27 protein-coding genes are annotated in these 23,995 nt (G+C 69.5%); 14 read left to right on the forward strand and 13 right to left on the reverse strand.

Annotated elements, in window-relative coordinates:
- Positions 1-4 precede the first annotated feature (4 nt).
- The 10 genes from AB0J80_RS03445 to AB0J80_RS03490 all read left to right on the forward strand — a co-directional run bounded on the left by AB0J80_RS03445 (position 5) and on the right by AB0J80_RS03490 (position 9,038).
- Positions 5-805 carry an ABC transporter ATP-binding protein gene (locus AB0J80_RS03445; protein ID WP_364699828.1) on the forward strand — a complete coding sequence of 267 codons (801 nt, stop codon included), beginning with the start codon at positions 5-7 and terminating at the stop codon, positions 803-805.
- Entirely contained in the window at positions 802-2,121 is a 1,320-nt protein-coding gene (locus tag AB0J80_RS03450) for a hypothetical protein (protein ID WP_364699831.1), read from the forward strand. The genes AB0J80_RS03445 and AB0J80_RS03450 overlap by 4 nt, the downstream gene beginning before the upstream one ends.
- Positions 2,118-2,720: a hypothetical protein gene (locus tag AB0J80_RS03455; protein ID WP_364699833.1), complete on the forward strand. Its 603-nt coding sequence runs from the start codon at positions 2,118-2,120 to the stop codon at positions 2,718-2,720. Before AB0J80_RS03450 ends, AB0J80_RS03455 begins: the two co-directional genes overlap by 4 nt.
- A 77-nt stretch (positions 2,721-2,797) precedes the next feature.
- The gene (locus tag AB0J80_RS03460) at positions 2,798-3,457 is read left to right on the forward strand and encodes a response regulator transcription factor (protein WP_364699836.1); all 660 of its coding nucleotides are present in this window, start codon (positions 2,798-2,800) and stop codon (positions 3,455-3,457) included.
- Positions 3,454-4,530: an ATP-binding protein gene (locus AB0J80_RS03465; RefSeq protein ID WP_364699839.1), complete on the forward strand. Its 1,077-nt coding sequence runs from the start codon at positions 3,454-3,456 to the stop codon at positions 4,528-4,530. Before AB0J80_RS03460 ends, AB0J80_RS03465 begins: the two co-directional genes overlap by 4 nt.
- A 49-nt stretch (positions 4,531-4,579) precedes the next feature.
- Positions 4,580-5,419 (forward strand): hypothetical protein, encoded by an 840-nt coding sequence (locus AB0J80_RS03470; protein ID WP_364699842.1) that lies wholly within the window; start codon positions 4,580-4,582, stop codon positions 5,417-5,419.
- 2 nt (positions 5,420-5,421) lie between these two features.
- Entirely contained in the window at positions 5,422-6,723 is a 1,302-nt protein-coding gene (locus tag AB0J80_RS03475) for a hypothetical protein (RefSeq protein WP_364699844.1), read from the forward strand.
- Positions 6,720-7,400 (forward strand): ABC transporter ATP-binding protein, encoded by a 681-nt coding sequence (locus tag AB0J80_RS03480; RefSeq protein ID WP_364699846.1) that lies wholly within the window; start codon positions 6,720-6,722, stop codon positions 7,398-7,400. Before AB0J80_RS03475 ends, AB0J80_RS03480 begins: the two co-directional genes overlap by 4 nt.
- Positions 7,397-8,611 (forward strand): ABC transporter permease, encoded by a 1,215-nt coding sequence (locus AB0J80_RS03485; RefSeq protein ID WP_364699849.1) that lies wholly within the window; start codon positions 7,397-7,399, stop codon positions 8,609-8,611. Before AB0J80_RS03480 ends, AB0J80_RS03485 begins: the two co-directional genes overlap by 4 nt.
- 67 nt (positions 8,612-8,678) lie before the next feature.
- Positions 8,679-9,038: a hypothetical protein gene (locus tag AB0J80_RS03490; RefSeq protein ID WP_364699851.1), complete on the forward strand. Its 360-nt coding sequence runs from the start codon at positions 8,679-8,681 to the stop codon at positions 9,036-9,038.
- Between the two features lie 6 nt (positions 9,039-9,044).
- On the opposite strand, the gene AB0J80_RS03495 is transcribed toward AB0J80_RS03490, so the two are convergent.
- Positions 9,045-9,245 carry a hypothetical protein gene (locus AB0J80_RS03495; protein ID WP_364699853.1) on the reverse strand — a complete coding sequence of 67 codons (201 nt, stop codon included), beginning with the start codon at positions 9,243-9,245 and terminating at the stop codon, positions 9,045-9,047.
- 265 nt (positions 9,246-9,510) lie between these two features.
- Between AB0J80_RS03495 and AB0J80_RS03500 the strand changes: the two genes are divergently transcribed.
- On the forward strand, positions 9,511-10,365 hold the full coding sequence (locus AB0J80_RS03500; protein WP_364699855.1) for a phosphatidylinositol-specific phospholipase C/glycerophosphodiester phosphodiesterase family protein: 855 nt from the start codon (positions 9,511-9,513) through the stop codon (positions 10,363-10,365).
- Here AB0J80_RS03500 and AB0J80_RS03505 read toward each other — a convergent pair.
- The 9 genes from AB0J80_RS03505 to AB0J80_RS03545 all read right to left on the reverse strand — a co-directional run bounded on the left by AB0J80_RS03505 (position 10,362) and on the right by AB0J80_RS03545 (position 16,019).
- Positions 10,362-10,964: a hypothetical protein gene (locus tag AB0J80_RS03505; RefSeq protein ID WP_364699858.1), complete on the reverse strand. Its 603-nt coding sequence runs from the start codon at positions 10,962-10,964 to the stop codon at positions 10,362-10,364. The two genes, AB0J80_RS03500 and AB0J80_RS03505, sit on opposite strands and share 4 nt — an antisense overlap.
- A 475-nt stretch (positions 10,965-11,439) precedes the next feature.
- Positions 11,440-11,772: a hypothetical protein gene (locus AB0J80_RS03510; protein WP_364699860.1), complete on the reverse strand. Its 333-nt coding sequence runs from the start codon at positions 11,770-11,772 to the stop codon at positions 11,440-11,442.
- Between the two features lie 29 nt (positions 11,773-11,801).
- Entirely contained in the window at positions 11,802-12,134 is a 333-nt protein-coding gene (locus tag AB0J80_RS03515) for a hypothetical protein (RefSeq protein ID WP_364699863.1), read from the reverse strand.
- A gap of 147 nt (positions 12,135-12,281) precedes the next feature.
- Entirely contained in the window at positions 12,282-13,028 is a 747-nt protein-coding gene (locus AB0J80_RS03520; protein ID WP_364699866.1) for a hypothetical protein, read from the reverse strand.
- 65 nt (positions 13,029-13,093) lie between these two features.
- Positions 13,094-13,561: a hypothetical protein gene (locus AB0J80_RS03525; protein WP_364699869.1), complete on the reverse strand. Its 468-nt coding sequence runs from the start codon at positions 13,559-13,561 to the stop codon at positions 13,094-13,096.
- Between the two features lie 81 nt (positions 13,562-13,642).
- On the reverse strand, positions 13,643-14,137 hold the full coding sequence (locus AB0J80_RS03530; protein ID WP_364699871.1) for a hypothetical protein: 495 nt from the start codon (positions 14,135-14,137) through the stop codon (positions 13,643-13,645).
- A 71-nt stretch (positions 14,138-14,208) separates the two neighbouring features.
- Positions 14,209-14,697 (reverse strand): hypothetical protein, encoded by a 489-nt coding sequence (locus AB0J80_RS03535; protein WP_364699873.1) that lies wholly within the window; start codon positions 14,695-14,697, stop codon positions 14,209-14,211.
- Positions 14,698-15,539: 842 nt separating this feature from the next.
- A complete protein-coding gene (locus AB0J80_RS03540; RefSeq protein ID WP_364699875.1) occupies positions 15,540-15,755 on the reverse strand; it encodes a hypothetical protein in 216 nt (71 codons plus the stop codon).
- Between the two features lie 3 nt (positions 15,756-15,758).
- A complete protein-coding gene (locus tag AB0J80_RS03545; RefSeq protein ID WP_364699877.1) occupies positions 15,759-16,019 on the reverse strand; it encodes a hypothetical protein in 261 nt (86 codons plus the stop codon).
- A gap of 631 nt (positions 16,020-16,650) precedes the next feature.
- Between AB0J80_RS03545 and AB0J80_RS03550 the strand changes: the two genes are divergently transcribed.
- Positions 16,651-17,991 carry a hypothetical protein gene (locus AB0J80_RS03550; protein ID WP_364699879.1) on the forward strand — a complete coding sequence of 447 codons (1,341 nt, stop codon included), beginning with the start codon at positions 16,651-16,653 and terminating at the stop codon, positions 17,989-17,991.
- Positions 17,988-18,518, forward strand: coding sequence for an NUDIX hydrolase (locus tag AB0J80_RS03555; RefSeq protein ID WP_364699881.1), 531 nt, complete (start codon positions 17,988-17,990; stop codon positions 18,516-18,518). Before AB0J80_RS03550 ends, AB0J80_RS03555 begins: the two co-directional genes overlap by 4 nt.
- 263 nt (positions 18,519-18,781) lie before the next feature.
- Here AB0J80_RS03555 and AB0J80_RS03560 read toward each other — a convergent pair whose 3' ends face one another.
- Both AB0J80_RS03560 and AB0J80_RS03565 read right to left on the reverse strand, forming a co-directional pair.
- On the reverse strand, positions 18,782-19,390 hold the full coding sequence (locus AB0J80_RS03560) for a hypothetical protein (protein ID WP_364699883.1): 609 nt from the start codon (positions 19,388-19,390) through the stop codon (positions 18,782-18,784).
- Between the two features lie 76 nt (positions 19,391-19,466).
- Positions 19,467-21,272 (reverse strand): DUF4012 domain-containing protein, encoded by a 1,806-nt coding sequence (locus AB0J80_RS03565; RefSeq protein ID WP_364699885.1) that lies wholly within the window; start codon positions 21,270-21,272, stop codon positions 19,467-19,469.
- A 426-nt stretch (positions 21,273-21,698) separates the two neighbouring features.
- On the opposite strand from AB0J80_RS03565, the gene AB0J80_RS03570 reads away from it, so the two are divergent.
- On the forward strand, positions 21,699-22,289 hold the full coding sequence (locus AB0J80_RS03570) for a low molecular weight phosphatase family protein (protein ID WP_364699887.1): 591 nt from the start codon (positions 21,699-21,701) through the stop codon (positions 22,287-22,289).
- On the opposite strand, the gene AB0J80_RS03575 is transcribed toward AB0J80_RS03570, so the two are convergent.
- On the reverse strand, positions 22,267-23,895 hold the full coding sequence (locus AB0J80_RS03575) for a polysaccharide biosynthesis tyrosine autokinase (RefSeq protein ID WP_364699889.1): 1,629 nt from the start codon (positions 23,893-23,895) through the stop codon (positions 22,267-22,269). The two genes, AB0J80_RS03570 and AB0J80_RS03575, sit on opposite strands and share 23 nt — an antisense overlap.
- Positions 23,896-23,995: the final 100 nt, after the last annotated feature.

Here is a 23,995-nt window from a genome sequence, read left to right on the forward strand (position 1 = left end):
GATGATGCGCACGGTGAGCGCGGCCGAGACGGCCCCCACCACCCACCCCTGGGCCGTCCACGCCGAGGGCCTACGGGTACGCGCCGGCCGGCACCTGGCCGTCGACGGGCTGGACCTGGCCCTCGGCACCGGCGTGCACGGACTGCTCGGCCCGAACGGCGCCGGCAAGACCACCCTCATGCGGGCGCTGGCCACGGTCATCAAGCCGGCGGGCGGCCGGCTGACCCTGCTCGGTGAGGACGTCGACGGCCGCGCCGACCTGCGCCGCGTCCGCCGCGGCCTGGGCTACCTGCCGCAGCAGTTCGGGTTCTACCCGCGGTTCACCGTGCGGGAGTTCGTCGAGTACATGGCGTGGCTCAAGGAGATGCCGAAGACCGTCGTCCCGGGCGCGGTGCAGCGGGCGATCGACCGGGTCGGCCTCACGGCCAAGGCGAACGCCCGGATGAAGACGCTGTCCGGCGGCATGCTGCGCCGGGCCGGCATCGCCCAGGCGATCGTGAACGACCCGGCGGTGCTGCTGCTCGACGAGCCGACCGTGGGCCTGGACCCCGAGCAGCGCCTGGACTTCCGCGAGCTGCTGCGCGACGTCGGGGTCGACAGCTGCGTGCTGGTCTCCACCCACCTGGTGGAGGACGTGGCCGCCGCCTGCACCGACGTCGTCATGATCAACGAGGGCCGGCTGGTGTACCAGGGCACCCCCGACGACCTCGTGGCCCAGGGCGGCCACGGCGACGCCGGCGACAGCCCGGCCGAGCGTGGCTACTCGGCGCTGCTGCGCCGCCACCGCTCGGAGGCCGGCCGATGAACCGCATCCTCCGGATCGAGCTGCGCCGCTCCGCCGCGATCGGCACCGCGGTGATCCTGCTGCTGGTCGGCGCCGCCGTGCTCTACGGGCTACCGGACCGCTGGGCGGCCGGCTGGATGCCGCTGGCCATGATGCAGCGGGAGTACCTGATCCTGCTCTGGCCGGCCGCGCTGGCCGCCGGCGGCTGGCAGGCGCGCCGCGAGCACCGGTCGAACGTGGCGGAGCTGTTCGCCAGCACGGCCCGTCCCCGGGCCCAGCGGATGATCCCGACGCTCGCCGCCATGGGCATCGCGGTCGCCGGCGCCTACCTGGCGATGGCGGCCGCAGCGGTCCCGTACATCATCGACACGGCGAACTACCTGTCGCCGGCGACCTTCGCCGTCGTCGCCGTCGGTGCCCTGTCCCTGGTCGCGGCCGCCTGGCTCGGCCTGGCGATCGGCCGCCTGCTGCCGTCCCCGGTGACCGCGCCCGCGCTGGCGGTGGCCGGCCTGGGACTGCTGCTCGTCATCCCCACCGCGGTCCTGCACCGCGAATGGCTCGCCCTGATCTTCTCGCCGATGTACGCCATGGGCCAGTACACCGACTACCAGACGGTCGCCGGCAGGGTGAGCTCCGCACAGGTCATCTGGCTGATCGCGCTCGCCGTGGCGGCCGCGGTCCTGCTCGCGTCCGGCAGCTGGCGCAGCCGCGTGGCGGCCCTGCTGCCCGCGGTGCTCGGCGCCGGCCTGGCCGTCCTGATCATTCCCCACGACGAGAACGTCGCCAACCCGGTCGACCCGGTGGCCCAGGAGCTGGTGTGCGCCTCGGGCACCCCGCGTGTCTGCATCAGCCGCATCCACGCCGGACTGCTGCCGCAATTCGTGCCGGCGGCCCGCGAAGCCCTGGCCCGCATGGCGAAACTGCCCGGCGCGCCGACCGCGGTGCACGAGGACACCACGACCTACTACCCGGCCACGTCCCCGGCGCCGCGGCCCGACACCCTGCTGATCTCCGTACGCGTCGACAAGGGCGGAAGCCTCGCCCACCCGCAGCAGATCACCACGGACCTGGTCACCCGCGCGTTCCGCGGCTCGAACGACTGCGACAAGGGCAGCGAGGCCGTCTCCCGCGCGGCGGCCTTCTGGCTGCTGGGCACCGAGCCCCGGACCGAACCCGGCGTCACGGAGGACCCCGACCCCAACCCCGAGGCGGTGAAGCTGTGGCAGGGCCTGCGCCAGCTCCCGGAGCAGCAGGCACTGGCCCGGGTGTCCGCGGTGTACAGCGCCACCAAGGCATGCAAGGAAACCGACGGCCTCCTCACCAGGAGCGCCCGATGAGGTGGCTGGTGCTGTACCTGCGGTCCCGGCGCATACCTCTCGCCGTGGCCGCGGCCGGCGGGGTCGCCGCGCTCATGTGGTCCCTGTGGTCGCTCTTCTCCAACAGCCGCGACGCCGGCGCCCCGATGGTGATCCTGACGGTCCTGCTGCTGGTCGCGGCGCTCACGGCGAGCCTCGCGGGTCCCGACGACGCCCTCGAACGCACGGCGGCGCTGTCCTGGCCCCCGCGGCGGGCCGCCCACCTGCTGGCCGCGCTGGCGGTCGTGGTGCTCCTGCTGCTGGTCACGCTCGTCACCGGGGCCCGCTTCGGCCCGGCCTGGCTGGTGATCCGCGACGCGGCCGGGCTGCTCGGGGTCACCGCCCTGGGAACCGCGACCGTCGGGGCGGCACGAGCCTGGTTCGTGCCGCTCGGGTGGACCATGGCCTCACTCATCCTCCCGCTGATGGGGATGGGCTCCAGCGAGGTCCTCCTGTGGCAGTCGCAGGCGGTGGACAGCAAGCCGGCCGCGATCACCGCTGCGGTGCTGGCCCTCGGCGGGCTCCTCGCGTACGCGATCGCGGGTCCGGCCCGGCGCGCGCCCGCGGAAGCTGCTCTCTAGCTCGTACCGGGCATGGCCGTGGCCTGCCGATCTATGCTGGGTCCCGACCTGCTGGGCGACGAGGATCGGTGCTTATTGTGCGGGTGTTGATCGCCGACGACGAGAGGATCCTGGCGGACACGGTCGCCGAAGGGCTCCGCGAGCTGTCGATGGCCGTGGACGTCGTCTACGACGGTGAGGCGGCCCTCGAGCGCGTGCGGATCAACCGGTACGACGTCGCTGTCCTCGACCGTGACATGCCTGGCCGCACCGGCGACGACGTCTGCCGCCACCTGCTCGAGGGCGAGGAGCGGACCCGGGTGCTGCTGCTGACCGCGGCCGCGGGGATCCGCGACCGGGTCGAGGGCCTCGGGCTCGGCGCCGACGACTACCTGACCAAGCCGTTCGCCTTCGCCGAGCTGGTGGCCCGGGTGCAGGCCCTCGGCCGGCGTGCGAGCCCGGCCCGCAAACCGGTGCTGGAGAGGGACGGCGTCGTGCTCGACGAGCCGCGGCACGTCGCGTCGCGCGACGGGCTGCCGTTGCGGTTGTCGCTCAAGGAGTTCGCCGTGCTCCGGGTCCTGCTGCGGGCCGACGGGGCGGTGGTCAGCGCCGAGGAGCTGCTGGAGCAGGCCTGGGACGAGAACACGGACCCGTTCACCAACACGGTCCGGGTCACGGTGATGACCTTGCGCAAGAAGTTGGGCGAGCCCGCGATCATTCACACCGTGCCGCGCGTCGGATACCGACTCGGCCGGTGAGGCTGCGTTCGCCCCGGCTGCGGGCCACCCTCGTCTGCACGGTGTTCATCGTGTGCGGGTATCTGTCGGCGCCGGCCGCGGAATGGTTGCGCTGGAAGTGGCAGGCGGTTCTGGGATGGGCGTGCGGGCCCTACGGCGCGTCGTCGTGGCTGTGTCAGGGCGTGTCGGAGAACGCTGCCGCGTACCACACGATGCTGGTGTTCCTCCAGATCGTGCTGGCGGCGCTCGCGTTCGTCGCGCTCGGCTGGGCGGTGCAGCCGGTGCGGGACCTCGCGATCGCCGTCGCCGACGTGGGTCCGCAGAACTTCGCGTTCCGGCTGCACGGCGAGGGACGCGGGGAGATGGGCGCCCTGGCCCGGGCGGTCAACACCATGATCTCCCGGGTCGCGGTCGGGTACGAGGCGCAGCAGCGCTTCGCCGCCGACGCGTCCCACGAGCTGCGCACGCCGCTCGCCGTCCAGCGCACCCTGATCGAGGTGACCCTGGCCCGCGACCCCAGTCCGGAGAAGCTGCGGGTGGTCACCGAGCAGCTCTTGGAGACCAACGAGCGCAACGTCCGACTGATCGAGGCGCTGCTGGTGCTCGCCGAGAGCGACCGCGGGCTCGTGTCCCGCGCCGTGCTGCGGCTCGACGCCATCGTCGGTGAGGTCCTGGCCGAGTACGAGTCCTTGGCCGCGGAGGCCGGGGTGACGGTCACCGCGCACCTCGAGCCCCGGCCCGTCGTCGGAGAGGCGGTGCTCCTGCAGCGCCTGGTCACCAACCTGGTTCAGAACGCGATCAAATACAACCGCCCGGGCGGCTCGATCGAGGTCACCGTGGGCCGGCGGCCGGCGCTCGTGGTCGCCAACACCGGCCAGGACGTGCCGGTCGAGGCGGTCGCCGGGCTGTTCGAGCCGTTCCGGCGCTTGAACGGCGTCCGGGTGGACCACACCGGGGGCGCCGGCCTGGGCCTGTCGATCGCCCGCTCGATCGCGCGAGCGCACGACGGCCGGATCAGCGCGTCCTCCACCGGCAAGGACGGGTTGCGCATCGAGGTGGAGCTGCCGGATGCCGGGCGGATAAAGGAACCATAAGGGCGGCCTCGACGACCGCGTGACGTGCCGTCTCGCAGAATTCTGCGCCATGAAACCCGTGTGGATCTCCGTCGTCGTGGCCCTGACGGGTCTGTCCCTGCTGTCCGCCTGTGGCGGCGACAGCGAGCCTGGTGCAGCCGGCGAGGACCCGCCCGCTGCGGGCAAGGACCTGAGTCCCGCCGAGTTCGCGGCCAAGCAGTTCGAGGTCGAGAAACTGATCGCCGAGTGCATGAAGGAGAAGGGCTTCCAGTACGAGGCGGTGCCGTTCGCCGAGGACAGGCCGCGGCCGGTCGAGATCGCGGGCACCCAAAGCCTCTTCGAGCCCGAAGACAAGCTGCGGCCGTACCGGCAGAAGTACGGTTTCGGCGTCGCCGGCCAGGTCATCTGGCCACAGGACCCGGTGGTGGGGCACCCGCGCACCGACACCGCGGAGAGTCCGAACGACAAGATCAGAAAGCAGCTCGATCCCACGCGGCTCAAGGCCTACGAGAAGGCGCTGCTGGGTGAGAAGACCATCGGCGACAAGGGCGAAGGCCAGCCCAGCTGCTCCGACAGCGCGACCGAGCGGGTGTTCGGCGAGTCGCTGAACCAGGTGACGGAGGCCCACTCCCGGGCCTTCGAGAAGTTCCGGACCGATCCGGACGTGATCAAGGCCGCCCAGCAGTACGGCGACTGCCTGCGCGGCAAGGGCTACAAGGTCGCCTCGGTGGAGCCCGGCAGCATCGAGAACGAGGTCTGGAACTCGTTCACCCGGGCCGACGGCACCGAGCTCAGCATGGCCCAGGCCAAGGCGCAGCTGCCCAAGGAGATTCAGGCGGCGCTGACGGACCTGGACTGCCGCGGACGGTACGCCGAGCTGGCCCGCACGAAGTACAACAAGGCGTTCTGACCGTGCGGCCCGTACTCCTGCGGCCCGGCCCGATGCGGGTCGTGGCCCTGACCGCGGGTGTCGCCGTCGCGGCCGGCGCGATCGGTTTCTTCGCCGCGACCCAGGTGAAGTCGCCGGCGGACGCGGCGGCCGCCCGCAAGCCGCCGGTCGCCTCCCTGATCACCGTGCCGGTCGAGCGCCGGGTGCTGTCCTCCACGGTGACGACGCAGGGCACGGTCACACACGGCAAGCCCCAGCCGATCACCCTGACCGGCACGGTCGCCGGCGGCGGCACCGAGGGAGCCGGTGCGCAACTGGTCACGAAGACGGCGGTGGCCGGCCGCACCCTGCGCGAGGGCGACGTCCTGCTGGAGATCAACGGACGGCCGGTCTTCGTCCTGCGCGGCAAGGTGCCCATGTACCGCACGCTGACCCGCGGCAGCGAGGGCGACGACGTGCGCCAGGTGCGGGCGGCGCTGCGACGGCTGCTGCCGGGCCGCTCGGTCGCGAAGTCCGGGCCGGTCGACGACGGCGTCCTGAACGCTCTCGCCGCCTGGTACGCCAGGAAGGGCTACCAGGCGGTGAAACCGACGGTCGAGCAACGCACCCAGCTGCGGACGCTGGAGCGCGCGGTGGCAGCCGCCAAGAAGGCCGGCGGGCAGCCCCTCGCCGACGCCCACGCCGACCTGGCGGAGTTCCGCCGCACGTACGGGACGAGCGTGCCCAGCGGAGAGATCGTCTTCCTGCCCCGGCTGCCGATCCGGCTGATCACCGTGGCCACGAAGGCCGGTGCCGTGCCGGACGGCCCGGTCGGCACCGTCGCAGACCCGAAACTGGTCGTCAACGCCACCGTCGCGATCGAGGACGCCGAGCTGATCAAGGTCGGGATGGCGGCGACGCTGCGGGGCTCTGCGGGCGATGAACAGGCCGCCACCGTGACCGGCATGGGTGCCGGATTCGCACCCGAGAAGCAGACCGACGACAAGGGCGCGGACGGGCCGGCGGGCGACAGCGCCGGGGAACCCGTCGGCACCCCGATTCAGCTGAGCCCGAAGGATGCGGCGAAGGCGGCCGCGCTGACCGGCACGTCGGTGAAGGTGCAGATCGGGGTCGGCCGGACCGACGGCAAGGTGCTCTGCGTACCGGTGGCGGCGCTCTTCACCGGCGCCGACGGTCAGAGCCGGGTCACCGCGGTGGACCCGACCGGACGGAAACGCGACGTACCGGTGGAGGCGGGCCTGACGGCGGGCGGCACCGTCCAGATCACCCCGCACGACGGCACCGCCCTGAAGGAGGGCGACCGGGTCGTGGTGAGCGGATCATGACCGAGGTGATCGAGCTGGCCGGCATCGGCCGGGTCTTCCCCGCCGACCCGCCGGTGACGGCGCTGGTCGGCGTCGACCTGCGGGTGTGCCGCGGTGACTACCTCGCGATCGTCGGGCCGTCCGGGTCGGGCAAGTCCACCCTGCTGAACGTGCTGGGACTGCTCGACGTGCCGAGCAGCGGCCGATACCTGCTCGAAGGGGTGGACACCACCACGTTGGGCGACCGGCGGCGCACCGGGCTGCGCGGGTCGCGGATCGGCTTCATCTTCCAGTCCTTCCACCTGCTGATGTACCGCACGGTCCTGGAGAACGTCATGCTCGGTGGCCTCTACACCGGTGTGCCGGCCCCGGAACGCCGCGACCGGGCCCGGGCCGCCCTGGACCGGGTGGGCCTGGGCCATCGCCACGAGTTCCTGCCCAGCCGGCTCTCCGGCGGCGAACGGCAACGCACCGCGATCGCCCGCGCCCTGGTCGGCGACCCGGCCCTGCTGCTGTGCGACGAGCCGACCGGCAACCTCGACAGCGCGAACACCGCGGCGGTGCTGGACCTGTTCGACGACCTGCGCGCCGACGGCGCGACCCTGCTGGTGATCACCCACGACGACGCCGTCGCCGCCCGGGCCGGCCGCCGGGTACGCATCACCGACGGGCGGCTCACGGAGGTCGCACCCGCATGAGCCGGCTTCCACTCAAGGACCTCGTCCGCGAGGCGATCGGCGGGGTCGGTGCCCGGCCGGCCCGTACCGCGCTCACCATCGCCGGCATCGTGATGGGCATCGGCACCCTGGTGACCACGCTCGGCGTGTCCGCCACCGCCGGTAACCAGATCGCCGGACGGTTCGACGCCGCGACAGCGACCGAGGTGACCGTACGCGTGGACCGCGCCGCCGACCGCGACGCACCACCCCTGGTCGCCTGGACGGCGCTGGACAACGTCGTACGCCTCAACGGGGTGACCGCCGTGGCCGGCTACTCGCGTACGCCCGAGGGCGAGGACCTGCCCGTCCGTGCCACCGCGGTCAAGGACCCCACCCGCATCCTGAACCGGCGGCTGCCGGTGCTCGGGTCGACGGCCACCCTGCTCGACCCCGCCCGCGCCGACCTGGCTGTGGGCCGGTTCTTCGACGGGGGGCACATCAGCCGCCACGACCGGGTGGCGGTCCTCGGCGCGGAGGCCGCTGATCAGCTGGGCGTGACCCGCATCGACAACCAGCCCGCTGTCCTGATCAGCGGCGAGCCCTTCACCGTCATCGGCATTCTCGGCACCGTGCGGCGCGCCGACCAGCAGGTGCTCGGTAGCGCGGTGATCCTGCCCTACACCGCCGCCGACGACCGGCTGCGGCTCGGCCCCCTCACCACCGTCACCATCAGGACCTCGCTGGGCGCCACCCGGTTGATCGCCCGCCAGGCGCCCCTGGCACTCGCGTCCGGCGACCCGGATGAGCTGCAGGTCGAAGCCCCGCCGGACCCGGCGTCGCTGCGGACCGGCGTCGCGCAGGACGTCAGCGGCCTGCTGCTCGTCCTGGGCCTGGTGTCGCTTGCCGTGGGCGCGCTGGGCATTGCGAACGTCACCCTGGTCACCGTCATGGAACGCACCGCCGAGATCGGCTTGCGCCGCGCCCTCGGCGCCCGGCGCCGGCACATCGCGGCGCAGTTCCTGCTCGAGTCCACGGTCGTCGGCCTGCTCGGCGGCATTGTCGGGGCGAGCACCGGCGTGCTGGCGGTGGTCGGCATCAGCGTGACCCGGCACTGGACCCCGGTGGTGGACGGCACGCTGGCCGTGGCGTCACCGCTGGTCGGAGCGGTGGTGGGCCTGATGGCCGGGCTCTACCCCGCCATGCGGGCGGCCCGCATGCAACCCGTGGACGCGCTGCGCGGACCGTCCTGACCAGCTGACGACCCCCAGCTCGGGCGCGCCCCGGCGGAGGCCGCTCTCCACCTCGATAATGGCGACCGTGAAGGTGAAGCTGAACAAGCGCCAGCTCGTCATCGGTGTGGCGGTCGTCCTCGTCGTTCTCGCCGGCCTCGCGATCTCCAAGTCCGCGAAGGACGCGGGGCCCGGCCGGCTCGACGATCCCGCGGCGAAGGCCTGTACGACCTTCGCCGACGGGTACGCCGATGCCGACACCAAGACGGCCCGGTTGCGGCTGGCCGACGAGGTCAACAAGTTCTCGGCCGGCAGCGAGAACGAGCGGATCGCCGACCGGGCGGCCGCCGTGGGTCGCAGCGCCAACGAGGCCACCGCGAAGTGGAAGGCCGACGCCGCCGAGCTCGCGCGGGCCTGCCGCGAGGCCGGGTGGTCCGACGCCGGCTGACGCGGGCTATCCGCGCGGGTAGTAGTCGATCGACGTGGAGCTCGGCGCCGGCTTGCCGGTCGCGATGCCGAGCAGTCTGGCGTCCTCATGGCGCAGCGTCTCGGCCGCAGTGTCGCGTGAGGATCGGTAGGTTCCCGGTGACGCGGTGGCCGTCCGGCCGGTCAGCCGGCTCAGCAGTCCGGAAATGCGGATACGACTCTGGTGCATGTGCCCTCCCCCGATGGCAGCTGAACGCGCGTCGCGCAGCGAGACTCGTCCGCAACGGCGTGGATCTTCATCGTTGGGGTCAGTTCCCGGATGCGCTGTCCTATTAGTCGCCGCGGAAGATCAGGTGACCGGTCACCCGTACGCTGACCTGCGGAAACAAAACCGGTGTGACGCCTGTAACGTCGGCGCAACATCCCACGACATGGTCATGGAAATCCTCGCTAACGTCAGCAGGGCCAGCGACCGCTGTCGATGGGAGTCCGGAATGATCCGCCGCGCCCTGGCCGTGCTCACCGCGATGTGCGCACTGCTCCTCGTCCACCCGCTCGCCGCGCAGGCCGGCGACCATGGGGTACGCCCGCTGCCCCGCGCCCACGCGCACAACGACTACGAGCACGACCGTCCCCTCCTCGACGCCCTGTCCCACGGCTTCGCCAGCGTGGAGGCCGACATCTACCTGGTGGGCGGCCGCCTGCTCGTCGGTCACGACCCCGCCGACCTCGATCCCAGCCGTACGCTGCAGAGCCTCTACCTGGATCCGCTCGCCCAGCGTGTGCGGGAGAACCACGGACGCGTCTATCCGGGCAGTGGCCTGTCGCTGCAGCTGCTCGTGGACATCAAGGCGTTCGGCGCGGCGACGTACACCCAGCTGCACCGGGTGCTGCGCCAGTACAGGGCGATGCTCACGACGTACCGGATGGGCCGGGTCTCGTCCGGAGCCGTCACCGTCGTGATCAGCGGTGACCGGCCGCGGGAGCTCATGCAGGCGCAGCGCGTCCGCTACGCGTTCTACGACGGTCGCAGCGCCGACCTCGGCTCGGGTGCGCCCGCCTCGTTCATCCCGCTGATCAGCGACAACTGGACCACCCTCTTCACCTGGCAGGGCGCCGGGCCGATGCCGGCCGCGGAGCGTGCGAAGCTCGAGGAGTTCGTGCGGGTCGCGCATGCCGGTGGGCAGCGGGTGCGGTTCTGGGCCACGCCGGACGTGCCCGGCCCCGAGCGAGACGCGGTGTGGGAGGCGCTCGTCGCGGCCGACGTCGACCACATCAACACCGACGACCTGGCCGGCCTGGAGGCGTTCCTTCGGGGGCGCGCGCACGCGTACGCCCGTGCCGCCTAACGCCCGGCCGTACCCCTGATCTGGACCGGCACGGTGAAGACCGCGCCGCGGCAGGCGGGCGGCGCGTCGGCCGCCAACCACAACCCGTCCCGTACGGTGAAAGCGGCGACGTTGTTGCGCCCCACCTCCCAGTCGACCTCGACCGTCGGATGGGTGAACGTGACGCCAGGGTTCTGGCAGCCGTTCTCGCGATGCTCCTCATCGGCGATGACCTTGCCGCCGCCGGCCCTCAGGGACGTGACGGTGATCGGGAAGTCGTTGGTGTTGGTGACCGTCACCGTCAGATCGCCGGTCGCTCCCGGCTGCAGCGGGACGTCGAAGCTGGACCGGCCGCGCAGGTTCATCTCGACGGCCGGGGCGGAGGCCGACGGCACCGAGATCTTCCAGTACGCCCACATGGCGCCGGCGTTGACCACGACTGCCGCCACCGCAGCCGCCGCGAGAATGCTGCGGGTCCGGTGGTCGAGCCGGCGCCTGCGGGGCGGCTCGACGAACTCCGGTGGATCGTCGAGGTCGTCGAGCTCGGTTGCCGGTCCCGGATGGACCGGCGATTCGCGGCTGAGCACGGCGCGCCTCACGATCCGGCGCTCACCGGACATGGCTTCGCGGTCGGGGCGAGCCGTCTGCTGGTCGTACGCATACGGGCTTCCTCCTGCGAGGTGCGGGTGCTCAGCCGGAGGCCGTCACCGGTTTCCGGAGCCGCTGCAGAGCGGTCACCCTCACAGTGCACGATTCGCCGCGCGGGCGAGATCGGCGTTCCGTCTCGGGTTCCGCGCGCACGGCCGAGCCATGACGGCCGGGACGGCCTAATTCCCGCGAGGGAGCCGGGTCCGTGGCAACGATCTCCAGTGCGCCGGCCCGGCGCCGTCGGATGCCCTCTGAGCTGCGGGTACGGGCGGCTAACACCGAACGCCCGCACGGGGCAAACATGAGGCTGCGTGGCCCTTCACATCGGACCGAGCGCGCCCTGGATGGTCGTCGCCGTGGGGGAGTTGCGCATCGGCCTGCGGGCGAGACCGGGGCTGCCGTTCGGTTGATGCGCGCCCGTACCGCGGTGTCTCAGCGGGCCCTTGCTCAGCGAGCCCCGAAGCGGCGGCGCCGGCGGCCCGCCGTTTTCGGCTCGGCCTGGATGCGCCGCCGGGACTGGCCGACGAGGTGCTGGCGGTCGGGGCGCTCCTCGGCCGGAGGGGTGAAGTCACCCTCGGCGGGCGCCCCGGCGGGGTTCTGCTCGCGCTTGCGGATCGCCATGTCGAACATGGAGTTCGAGGCCTGGTCGTATCCGTTGCGGTACGCCTCGTCGCGGTCCAGTCCCTGCTTGTACCACTGGTGGATGCGCCCGGCGGCGTACCCGCTGGCTATGACGAAAGCGAGCGCGAACAGCGCTTGGATGATGCTGTTGCCGGGCACTGTCATGACTCTGGTTGCCTTCCGTGGTGTCAAGCCTGGTGGTGCAGCAGGCGGGGGGACTCACGCCGGTCGGCCGGGAGGTCGATCGCGGTGCGCTCGGGAAGCTGGTGCAGGGGGACGACGGCGCGGACCTGGGCGGGTGCGCCGCCGGTCGCGGCGGCCGGCTTGATGCCGACCGGGTGGTTGCGCACGGCCAGCTGGAACAGGGTGTGCGAGGCCTGGTTGTAACCCTCCCGGTACGCCACGTCCCGGTCGAAGCCGTGCCGGTACCACTGATGCACGCGCCCCGCCACGTACGCGGTGAAGATGACCATGGCAACGGAGAGCGCGAGCTGCAGAGCGATGGAACCGGAAGGCGTCATGGTCAAAATGTTATTAGTTGTTTCCAGGAAAGTAAGCCAGCTGTAAAGGCAGTGCCGCCGTACGCGAGTCGTCGGGAATTTGGCTGTTTGTTCAGGGTGTTTCGACGTGACAAGAACAGCCGTTTATGAACTTCGACGGATGTCTAGTCAGGGCAGGTCGATGCCGATACCGATTTGCGTGTCCGGCTCATTTTTCACGCCGTCCACCGGCGTATCCGGCGGCTCCGGGGCGGGGCTTTGCGGCGCGGACGTGGTGCCCGACTCCGGCGTGTCGACCTCCGGCGGCGCGGGCGGCACGATCACCGGTGCCGCCGGAGACGCCGAGTCGTGCGGCGCCGGGTTCGCCGGGTCGGCAGGCGAGTCCGGCCTCGTCCCGCCGGCGACCGCGCCGGCGCTGGGACCGGGCGCGGGCATGAGCGTCCCGCCACTCGACCCCGGCAGCACCACCACGCCGTCTACCAGCACCGGAGCGGCCTCGCCCGGCAGCAGTACGGGCCGGCTCGCCTCACTCGGCAGGCCCGTCCAGAACGATCCGTAGGTCGCCGCGACCGTGTACGTCACCAGATAACCGGCCGGTGGATGCTTGTCGACGCAGCGCGTACGCCCGGCCGGAACGTCGCACGCGATCTGCGTGACGGGCCCCAGGTGACGAGTCACGACGTAGCGTTGGACCGGCACGTCGCCGCCGATCGCGACACGATGCCAGCTGATTCTCGGACCCCGCAGCACCAGTCCGTCCGCACCGATCTCCGGCTCGCCCGGCGGCAATTCCGCCCGCGGTGCGTCCATGCGCGGAATGCTCGCCGCGCGCACGGTGAAGGTCGCCGTCTCCGCTTTGACTTCCCAATTCCCGTACGCGGCCACACCGGTGCCGATCGCGGCCGCGGTCGCCACGCCGACGTACGGCAAAGGCGACCGAAGGAAACGCAGCGAGAATCCGGTACGGGAGCGCCGATGCCTCACCGGTCCGCCACGGCATCGGCGGTCACGGCGACGGTGAAGGTCGCCTCCTGACACGCGTCCACGACGGAGTTGGGCATGTGCAGCGGCACGGCGCCCGCCTGCAGGCTGTCCCGCGCGTCGACCCGGGCCGGCAACGCACCCGTGTACGGCTCGACCTCGAGGTTCGAGGCGACCGGCGCGCAGCCGGGCTTGCTGGTGGCGGTGAGGCGGGCGTGCATCCCGGTGACGAGCAGGTCCACGCCGGACGGGTTTGTGAAGGTCAGCACGAGGCGGCGGTGGGCACCCGGGTAGAGGTCTTCGACTGCTGTTCCGCGTACGGTGAAAGCCGGGTGCTGGTCGTCCCCACCCGCCGCCGTGAGGGTCATCTTCTGATCGGTCGTGGCCGGGTCGTGCAGCGCGACGCCGAGCCCGGCCACGCCCACGAAGGCCGCCGCAGCGGCCACAGATTTGTGCCACCGGTGCACAGCCTGACTCCTGACATGCTCGCGCCGACGTGACAAGGGGATGATCGCGTGCGCCACGTCGGCGGACGCCCGCGAGGGAGGTCAGGAGGCGCTGCTGAGCCCCTTGGCCGTGACCGGGATGGTGAAGGTGGCGCCCTGGCAGGCGGTGTCGGAGCTGTTGGTCATCCGCAGGCCGCCGGGCACCGTGAAGACGCCGATGGTGTTCTTCGGCACCTCCCACGACACGTCCAGCACATCCCGGCTAACGACCACGCCCGTCTCCAGGCAACCGGCATCGCGATGCGCCGAGTCGGCCGTCACCTTCCCGCCGCCGGGACTGATCGAGGTGATCTTCACCGGGAAGTCGTTCTGGTTGGTCACCGTCACGGTCAACGCGGCCTTGCCGCCCGGATACAGCGGCGTGGCCTCGTCGGAACGCCCCTGCAGCTTGAGCTCCACCGCCGACCCGGCGACGGCCACACCGGTGCCGGCCCCGCCGAGCTTCCAGTACGCCCAGGCAGCGCCGGCGTTGACGATCACGGCGGCAGCGGCGGCGACGCTGAGGATCAGCTTGCCGCGACGGTCGAGCTTGCGCATGCCCATCCTTTTCGGTCTCGGCTCAGGACTCGACGGCGGAGACGCCGTCCGCTGCGCCCCCACCGTCGGCATCAGGACGCCGCGCTCTGGGCGTCGAGGTGAACGTTGAACGTGAACGGCGCGCCCTGGCATTCATCCGCGGGGTCCGGGTTCATGCGCAGCGGACCGCTCCAGGCGATCCGCGCGGTGGCCGGGTTGTCCGCGCTGCCCGCCGGCACCGTCGCCTCCTCCGGCAGGGCGGCGTCGTTGACGACCGCCACATTGGCGGCGGCGTCACACCCCGTCTGCGGCGACTGCAGGTTCGTCAGGTCGATGTTGGTGATCTGTACGGGGAACGCGTTGCGGTTCTCGACGGTGAGCAGCACCGTGGTGGCATTGCCGGGCGTGAGCCCCCCGGCGAGCCCCGCGCTGGTCACCTTGAGGTTCACCACGGAACCGGCCTTCGCCTCGGCGGTGCCGGAACCGGTGAGGCTCCAAGCGGCCCACGCGGCGCCGGCGGCACCGACCGCGACGATGCTGGTGACGGCCACAGTGGCGGACCGTCTGCTGAACTTGCGCATGCGCGCGTTCCTCCTGCGAAAACGACGAAGGTGGCTCCGGCCGCCGGGACACGGCCGGAGCCACAGGGAATGAGGCGTGCGCCCCGCCCGGTGGAGGCGGAAAGGGGCGCGGCACAACATTCCCGGACCAAGGGCAGAAACGTGATCGGATGTCCGTGCGTCATTAACACCGAATGAAATCCCGCTTCTGCGCTCACCGGTTTAACCCATCCGGGGGACGGCGGCACCGGCGATACAGAGCTCATCGATGTCGCCTCCGCTCAATTCCACTTCGGAACATTTGCTCACCAGCAACAACATCCGGCTACCACCTCCCCTCCCGTGGGACAAATCGGTCTGGGTCACACTCCGGGGGGATCCCCGCCGCCGGGCGGGGCGGCGAGGATCCCGGAACCGCCGGCATATCTCAGCGGCGGGCCCACACCACCCGGCCGCCGAAGGGGGCAATCGGCGACGGCCGAGATGATGAGGTCTTTTCGTGGCGTCCGTGGCGCGGGCCCCCGGCGTCTTCTCTCTGGCCGCCGGAGACCCGCCTGATCCGCACACGCGCCACGACACGGTCTGCGGATCTCTTTCATCACCTGCCGGGTTCGCAAGACAGCAGGCATTCGGGGCCGGCTAGCCGGGCGGGCAGAGCATCATGGTGTATCCCTCTCGCCCACCGGCGTCGCCGGGTCCGTCTCGCTTTAGGGAGACGCCGTCACTTCGCAGGTAGGACGGCGTCTCGTAGAAGAAAACGCTACGGCGGGCAGGGCGGAGATCGGGCGTTGGTGCGGCGATTCCGCGGTTTTGATCATTACCCAGCGGCCGACCGGATTAGCCCATCCGGGTGACGCTGAGCGTCAACCGTTCTTGTAACAGGCAGAGTGCACCAGCAAACGCATCGCGTCGGGCGGATCCGTGGTGATGACGTTGATGGTCGACCCGTCATCCGCCTCGGCGGTGAGCTCGCCGCCGGAGGCCTCGGTCTGGGCCGTGGTGATCGCGTAGCCCTGCGCCTTCCAGGCATCTCGCAGGCGGGCGAGGGTGTCCAGGTGTCGCTGCTCGGGCAGCGGCATGACCTATACGCCCTGGACGGCGGAGATGTCCGAGCCGGCCTCGCCGTTCTTGCCGGTGCACGGGCCGGGGCTGAGGGCGGGATCGGTCAGGGAGGTGTTGCCGACGAGGGTGACGACCTGGTCGGCTTTCTGCTGAACGATCCGGGTGGCTTCGGCCTCGCTCTTGGTCTCCACGTCGGCTCCTGAACTGGTGCAGCTGGTGAGTGCGGCCATGGTGATGGCTGTGGCTGCTGCCCAGGTGGTCAGGCGAAGGGGCCGGATCATGGAGTTCCTTGGTCTCTCACCGTGCTCGAGCGTCAGGTAGTCCTACATCATCGCTCTTGGTCGTCCCGGCCGGCTTGGGGGCGTGGCAACCACCCCATGAATCGAGTCCAGAGGTTGGCTGGCGGGGTGATGGGTTGGTTGGCCGTGTCGTGGAGGGCCAGGGCGTAGAACTGCGCCATGTATGCGGCGAAGGAGGTGGGGAAGCGGTCGAAGTCTGCGGAGAGGTCGCGCTTGGCGGTGGGACACGGCCAGGGGAGCCCGCAAGCCGCGCAGTCCCAGGACGGGCGCCGGGGTTCGTGGCCTGATTCGCGATCTGGACTCTCGGAGCTCATCGAGGCCGGCGTCCCTGGCCTCGGCGGGCTTGTCCGTCCGGCACAGGAGTGTCCGGCGGCCACGCAAGCCGGTCTGGGCAGGGCCACCGCAACCCACATCGGCACTGAGCAACACGGAACGGATTCAGTGTGCGGCGGCGCTTGTGCTGCATAGGTGCTCCTGCCTCGTCATGCGATGTTCTCCATTGCAGCTTTCGCAGTGCAGGGGCGACAGCGTGTGACGGGGGAAGGTCTTGGCAGGACATTCACACGGGGTGTGAGGGCGGTACAACGCGCCACGAGACGTCTAGGGTTGTCGTGTGGCCGAGTCGAACCTGCTTCTCGCCGCGTTGATCGAGCAGGCGGGTCTCAGCCACGCCGGCCTGGCCGCGAAGATAAACGACGCCGCGGGGAACTGCCGCCTGCGTTACGACCACGCCTCGGTCGCCCGTTGGATCCGGGATCACGCCATACCGCGCGACCCCGCACCCGAGTTGATCTGCGCGATCCTCGGTGACCGTCTGGGCCGGGATGTCACCCTCGCTGACATCGGTATGCACCAGGTTGCGGCAGGAGATCGGCCGCCGACTCTGCGCCAGGCCACTGAGCGGGCGGCGGCGGTGTGGCATGGCGATGCCCGTGGCCGTGATCCAGGCTCGGTGCTCGTCGGCCCCCCTGCGATCTCGCCGGTATGGGAGTGGGAGAACCCGCCGGAAGACCCGGACGTCTCCCACGACGGTCACCGCAAGGCCGACCCAGCCGACGTCATCTATCTGCAACAGGTCAGAACCCACTACCAAGAGATGTACCGGCGAGTCGGCGGCGCGCCTGTCAGAGCTCGGCTGCTTGCGACGCTCAACGAACAAGCAGCACCGCTGCTCCGCGGAACCTACGACAACGAACTGGGTCGCCGGATCTACCGCGCAGCCGGTGGACTTGCCGCACTAGCCGGCATCTGCGCGTACGACGCAGACCAGCAGCCTCTCGCCCAGCGCCACCTCTTCGCCGCTCTGCGACTGGCGAAAGCATCGCAGGATCGTGAGTTCGGCGCCTACGTCATAGCCGTGCTCGCCAACCAAGCTCTTTACCTGGAAGAGAACCGCCTCGTCGTCCAATACGCCGAAAGCGCCCTGCGCCGCACAGGCTCGCGGCTCGCTCCGGCGTTGGCCACCGACCTCTACGCACTCATGTCCAAGGCTTACGCCCGCATGGGTGACACCGCAGCATGCCACCACACCCTGCGCCGCTGTGAACGAAGCGCAGCATCTGTGTCAGCTGGGAACGGCCCTCCCGAAGCCTCCTACGTCCTACCCGGCCTGGTCGAGACCCAAGCCGCCGAAGCGCTGCGACGCCTCGGCGACCTCCGCGCTGCCCAGACCTATGCCGAAGAGTCCGTGCGAACCGCCACCGCCACCCATCTGCGCGGTCAGGTGCACCGCTACGCGGGCCTCGCGCTCGTCCTGACCGCCAACGGTGACCTGGACCGTAGTGCACACGCCGCAAGTCAGATGCTGGACCGAGCTGTCGGCATGGAGTCCGGCCGTGTTCGTGACCGCGTCAACACGGTGATCCAAGCCCTAAGACCGTTCCGCACCCAACCCGACATCGCCGCTGTCCTCGAACGCGCCGATGACCAAGCCCGCGTGAGAGGGAAGTCATGACCTGGCACATCGAGTCTGAGCGGGACCTCTATCGCGACAAGTGGGTGCACCTCACCACTGCCGACGTCCTCCTGCCCGACGGCAGGCATCTCGACCACCGGATCATTCGGACCGCTGCTCCGGGAGCCGGCCTGGTCACGGTGGACGAGCAGCAACGCGTTCTGCTCATCTGGAGACACCGCTTCATCACTGACACCTATGGCTGGGAGATTCCCCAAGGCAGCATCCGCGAAGGTGAGAACCCGGCCGACGCCGCAGTGCGCGAGACTGAGGAGGAGACAGGCTGGCGCCCCAGGCAGCCGATCCGGCGGCTCGTCTACACCCAGCCATCGCCGGGAATCATGACCTCTGAACATCACATCTTCCGCGCCGACGGTGCAGATCACATCGGGGCTCCGAAGGACGCCTTCGAGAGCGACAGGATCGACTGGGTGCCTCTGGACGACGTGCGCGAACTCATCGCCGAACAACACATCGTGGCCGGCACCACGCTGGTCGCGCTCCTTCTCCTCCTCGTCGACCGCTGACCCGCTGTAGCACTGCAGCTGCTGCTGCCGCGGGCGCGCATTCGAGCCCCCAGGTGTACCAATCCGCCCCTGGACGTTGCTGCACGGGACGCCGAGCACGGGAGGCTGAAACGCTGGTCTTCACCCACACCGAGTGGGACCCGTTCCTCAGCGGCGCAAAGGCAGGCGAGTTCTACTTGGTCGTCCTAGCCTCGCAGAGCACACTGGCCCGCGTCTCTGTCACGAGACGCGGGCCAGTTGCCGTTCTTCTGTCGCTGCGGGAACTACTTGCGGCGACGGATGGTGCGGCGCGTCACGACCGTGCTACCAGCCAACGCCAGCACACCGAGGCCCGCGATAGCGAGCCAAACGCCGTTGGACTGCGCCGGGGTGCTGTTCGCGGAGACCGGAGTGTTGGTCAGGCCAGTGGTCGTGCCGGCCGTGAAGGACGCGCGGCGGATGTTCCACCCGGAGCCGCCCTTCTTCTTGTCGATCACGTAGACCGCCGCGGAAGCGCTCTTGCGCGAGGTCTTCCCCTTGGCGGTGATGATCAGGATGCCGGGCGCGAACGCCTTCACGCTGTACGTGAAGCCGCCCTTGCCGTCGGCCCGAACCACCACCGTCTTGACGGTCTTCCAGCGGTGCGAGCCCTTCTTGCGGAAGGAGATGGTGATGGTCACCTTCTCCTTCTTGGCGTACTTGCGGCCGGTCGCCCGTACGCTCACGCCGTACTTGACCACGCCCTTGTTGACCACCAGGGACGGCGGCGACGGCGGGTAGGTGACGGCCGGCTTGGCCGACGCCGCAGTCGCGGTGAAGGCCGTGAGCCCCAACGTCATCGCAAGGGCGGCGACGAATGAGGTGAGAAAAGCAATAGCCCGATTGCGGCTCATGACTGCCTCTTCCAAATGATGTGTTAAGCCTTCAGCTTCAACGGGCAGTGCCCGCTCACTGTCATGTCAGTTCGTTCTAGGTGCACCGACCCCCCGGCTCGACAGTCGACTTCCACGGCCGCACCCCGGGTGTCGTCCACAGACGTGGGAGCACGTCAGCTTCCGCATCGGGAAGCGGCGCCGTCTGAAGCGTCACGTCGTACGTCTTGCTCGATCCGGGCGGCAGGTCCACGGTGATCACACCGACGACCCGGTCCCGTTCGATGCCGGTGCCGAACTCCACCTCCTTGCCGTCGGACACGGCCCCCACCACCCCGCCGCCGATGGGGCTGAAGATCATCAGGTTGGTCCGGGACGTGTACGGCGAGCCAGAAAGTTCGAGTCCCGTGACATAGGCCGGCAGCCCGGACTTGGGCGCCGTGGATCCGAGGGTCACCTTGAGGTGCAGCAGGCGGCTGCCGTCCTCATCGCAGTCGCCGACGCGGAGCACCGATTCCTCGTTCAGGTAGTAGCTGAGCTTCGCCCCGCTGCCGTCGTTCAGGAACACCCCAACGGTCGGCGAGCTGCCGTCGGTCGTGGGAAGCCGTCCCTCCAGCACCGTGCCGGCGAGCGCAGCTTCTTCCTCGGGGTTGGCGCTCCACATCAACAGGCGCCGCTCACCAGCGGCGCGCGAGAGTTCCGTGAGGACGCCCTTGGCGTCTCCCTGGCCCTTCACCAATGCTTCGAAGATCGCCCGCGCAGCACCCGCGAAGTACTGGTCCTGATCCTTGGGGTCCGGGAACTTCGCGTACGCCTCTGACAACAGCACCCGTACGGCGTTGTCGGCCGTGAGCGGATCGCTCTTCGGCACGGATACCGATCCGGTGACCTTCAGTAGATAGGACAGCGCGACAGGGTCGGTCGACAGGACGCCGTCGACTTCCGTACCGGAGCGCATCGCGTACATCTTCCGAGCCAGCGCCGCGGTGGTCGGGAAGTCGGGCGTCAGGTTCACATTCTGCAGATAGGTGGAGAGCTTGTCCGTGTAGAGAGTCTCCATGTCCGCGTCGACATCGAGGACCGGCTTGTCGAACTTGGTCAGGGTACCCGTGGTGCCCTGATCGACGATGTTGATGGCGCCCTTGTCGGCCTTGATGACGATATACGCGCCCGGCATGCCGCCTGTCGCCCGTACCTCCGCCAAGTTTTGGAACAGCATCAGATACGTGCGGGGCTTGTCCGCGCCGAGCATCGGTGGGAGCAGCCGGGCCGCCCTGTCCGCGGAGCCGACGAGGCCTTCCGCCTTGCCGAGACCGTGGTCGAGCTGGTCCACCGCGGATCGCAGATCCGGTCGCAGACCCTCCGTAGGAATGCCGTCGACCTGCTTCTGTACGTCGCGAATCACTGCGAGGCCTTGTGCGATCTTCGGGGCTGCCGCAACCAGAACGGCCGGATCAACCCGTCCGCCTTTCGGGGTCAGCTTGGCCGGGTCCAGACCTTCAGCCACGTTGATCAAGGCGGGGAGGCCGTCGGCCGCGAGGTTGTCGAGTGCCTTCGAAACCGTGCTGACGGCCGCCACGTCGTCGCCGATCCACGGCATGTGTCCGGTGAGCGACCACAGCCATCCGTCGGTTCGATCGTGGGCGGTATCCGTTCGCTCCTGAAGGGACGCCAGGGTGACCCGAGCGCCAGCCAGATCGGCCAGCTGGATCTGGCGCTGCAGCTGACCGAACAGGCCGGCCGCCACCTGGAGGTCATCCGCGGCCTTCCACCCTTGAGAGCCCACGGTGGCGGTCGACGCCACCAGGGAGAGGCCGAGGACCGCGGCCGGGATCACCACGCGCTTTCGGCGCCATGCCGAACGCTTGGCGGCCGACTCGCTTGGAGTAGCGGAATGGGTCATCCGCCTCGTTCGCTTGAAATTGATGTTCGGTGGAGCGGTGGGCGCCTCGAATGCGTACCGGTCCGCACCGTCCGGGGGTGGAGAAGCGAGGGAATCATGATTCCCGCTCGCTTTTCTGTGACCCCGATCTCCTGCAGAAGTCTCGTTGGGATGTTCCTCTTGCATGACAGGCAGACCTCTTCAGGACCTCGGTGCGTAGACCTTTACTCATGAATAACGCGTGTCCCTGCCTCGTGGGAATCGCCATCGAGTAGATAGGACCGTTCCCCGCGAACGGCGGACAGGCAGTCGGTCTCGACAAGATCTTCGGCTTAATCCGATCGTGTCGCCTACGGCAGAGCTGCGCGAGCGAGGCAGCCGACTCAACCTCAGGCCGGATATCGTGGCCCCGAATCCACCGCAGTATGCCGTACCGGGGAGATCAAGGTGTTCGACAGCGCCAGCTTCAACATTCTCTTTGTTTGTCACGCAAATATCTGCCGATCGCCGATGGCGGAATTTCTTGCTCGGTACGCCATTGCCGACTCTTTCGGTCCTGGTGGAGGAGCACTCAGGGTCTGGAGTGCGGGTACGCACGCCGACGAGGGGGGCCCGGTACACCCCGGAACCGTGCAGGTCCTCGCAGAGCGCGGGATAGCCGTCGAGGGCTCGACCAGCCGGCCGGTGACGGCTCCGATGCTGGCGGCGGCCGACCTGGTTCTGGCGGCGGGGCGGCCCCAGCGCGCTGCTTGTGTAGCCCTAGAGCCGCGAGTCCTACGGCGAACCTTTACCCTCCGGCAGTTCGCTCGTATCGCAGGCGCGATGCCCGCAGTCGCTCCCAGGGGAGGTGCTGCGGGTCACCGGTTCCGCACGCTTCTCGAGGAACTTCCGGGATGGCGGCATCACCTCCAGCCCGTCTCGGCCGATGAGGACGATCTCGCAGACCCCGTACGACGACCGATCGAGGCCTTCCGAACGTGCGCGACGGCGATCGAACGGGATCTCTACACGATCCTCAGCGCCGTGGCACGGCTTTGACGGGCTGCTGCCCGTTGTAGGCCCGCCGCGCCTCGGCGTCGTTGGCCGGTCGATTGTCGCGAGGAAACCGGATCTCCGTAGTCGGCGCGTCCGTCAGCACGGACCGCCGGTGCCGAGCCGCTTCCTGAGACGCCATCGGCACACTTGCCGCAGCCCGCGCTGGCGGGTAGGTGAAGCCCTTGTTGGCTCGGGGCGACGAGGGAGTGAGCGTCTGCTGGGTGAGCAACTGAGCGGAGTCGCCGGCCGGCTGGTCGCCGTCGGCAGTGGTGTAGCCGTAGTAGTACGTCGACGACGCGCGGCGAGGCGTCATGTTCAGGACGCAGCCGTTGAGGCGTGCGCCGACGGTCGAGAGCGCACCGGCCGCGGCCGTGGCCTGGGCCGTAGTCGTCTTGGCGTGCCGGGACACCAGGAGGCAACCGTCCGCGACCGTCGCCATCACGGCGGCGTCGGTGACCGGGATCAACGGCGGGGTATCGATGATGACCATGTCGAACCCGCGGGTGAGCGAGGCGAGCAGGTCCGCCATGTTGCGGGACGCCAGCAGCTCGCTGGGATTCGGCGGGATGGAACCGCTGGTCAGAACCCATAGGCCGGTGTTGCCCCATTGCTGGATGGCGTCCCCTACGGTGACCTGACCGGCCAGGACGTTCGTCAGCCCGACTGCACCCTCGAGATCCAGGTACTCGGCGAGCTTGGGCCGTCGCAGGTCGGCATCCACCAGCAGCACACGGTTCCCCGCCTCGGCGAAGGCGATACCGAGGTTGCACGTCGTCGTCGACTTACCTTCGCCCGGCATCGCACTGGTGACGACGAGGCTGTGCAGGGGGCGATCGACATTGACGAACTGCAAGTTGGTGCGGAGCTGCCGCATCGCCTCGGCCCGCGGGGATCGGGCGCTGCCTTCGATGATCAGGGGTGAGCCGTTCGATTTCGCCTCGACCGGGATGGTGCAGAGAACTGGTGCTGAGGTGAGCTGAGCCAGTGCCTCCGCTTCACGGACCGTTTTGTCCATGAACTCCCGTACGAGCGCGCCCGCAAGTCCGATGGTGCCGCCAACCAGAACGCCGAGGATCACATTGAGCGTAATTTTCGGCGAGACGGGATCGGTCGAGGCGACCGCGGGCTTCGTCACCGACACCTTGACGGGTGACTTCTCCTGCCCCGACGGCGTCTCCAAGTCGTTGACCACCTGTGGGAAGAACGCGGCGATGGCGGCTGCGATGTCGTGGGCCCGAGTGGGAGATTCGTCCACGACAGTGATGTCGATGAGCACCGTGTCCGCTGAAGACTTGGCTTCTACCCTGTCGGCCAGTTGCTCGGGGCTAAGGGGTAGCTGTAGCGAGTCGATGACATGCCTGGCCACCACCGGGCTGTCGACGATCTCCACATACGAATGCACGCGCTCTTGAGCGAAGGTGCCTCCCTGATTTAGGTCACCGAGATTGGACCGCACGCCAGTGGCCGAGACGAAGATCTGCGTCGACGCCGCGTAAGTGGGCTTCTGTAGCCACGAGTACACCCCGGAACCGGCAGCGCCGATCAAGAGTGACAGCAGTACGATTTTCCACTGTGCACGCACTGTCTTGTACAGGCTCGAAAGCGTCACGATGATCCTAAATCTGCTCGGCGACGCCGGACGTTTTGGCCGACCGGAGACGTACGATTTTCATGTTCAGTCGGTTGGCCGACCCGAACGTGTATCGACT

Source organism: Actinoplanes sp. NPDC049548 (assembly GCF_040676695.1).
Taxonomy (GTDB): Bacteria; Actinomycetota; Actinomycetes; order Mycobacteriales; family Micromonosporaceae; genus Actinoplanes.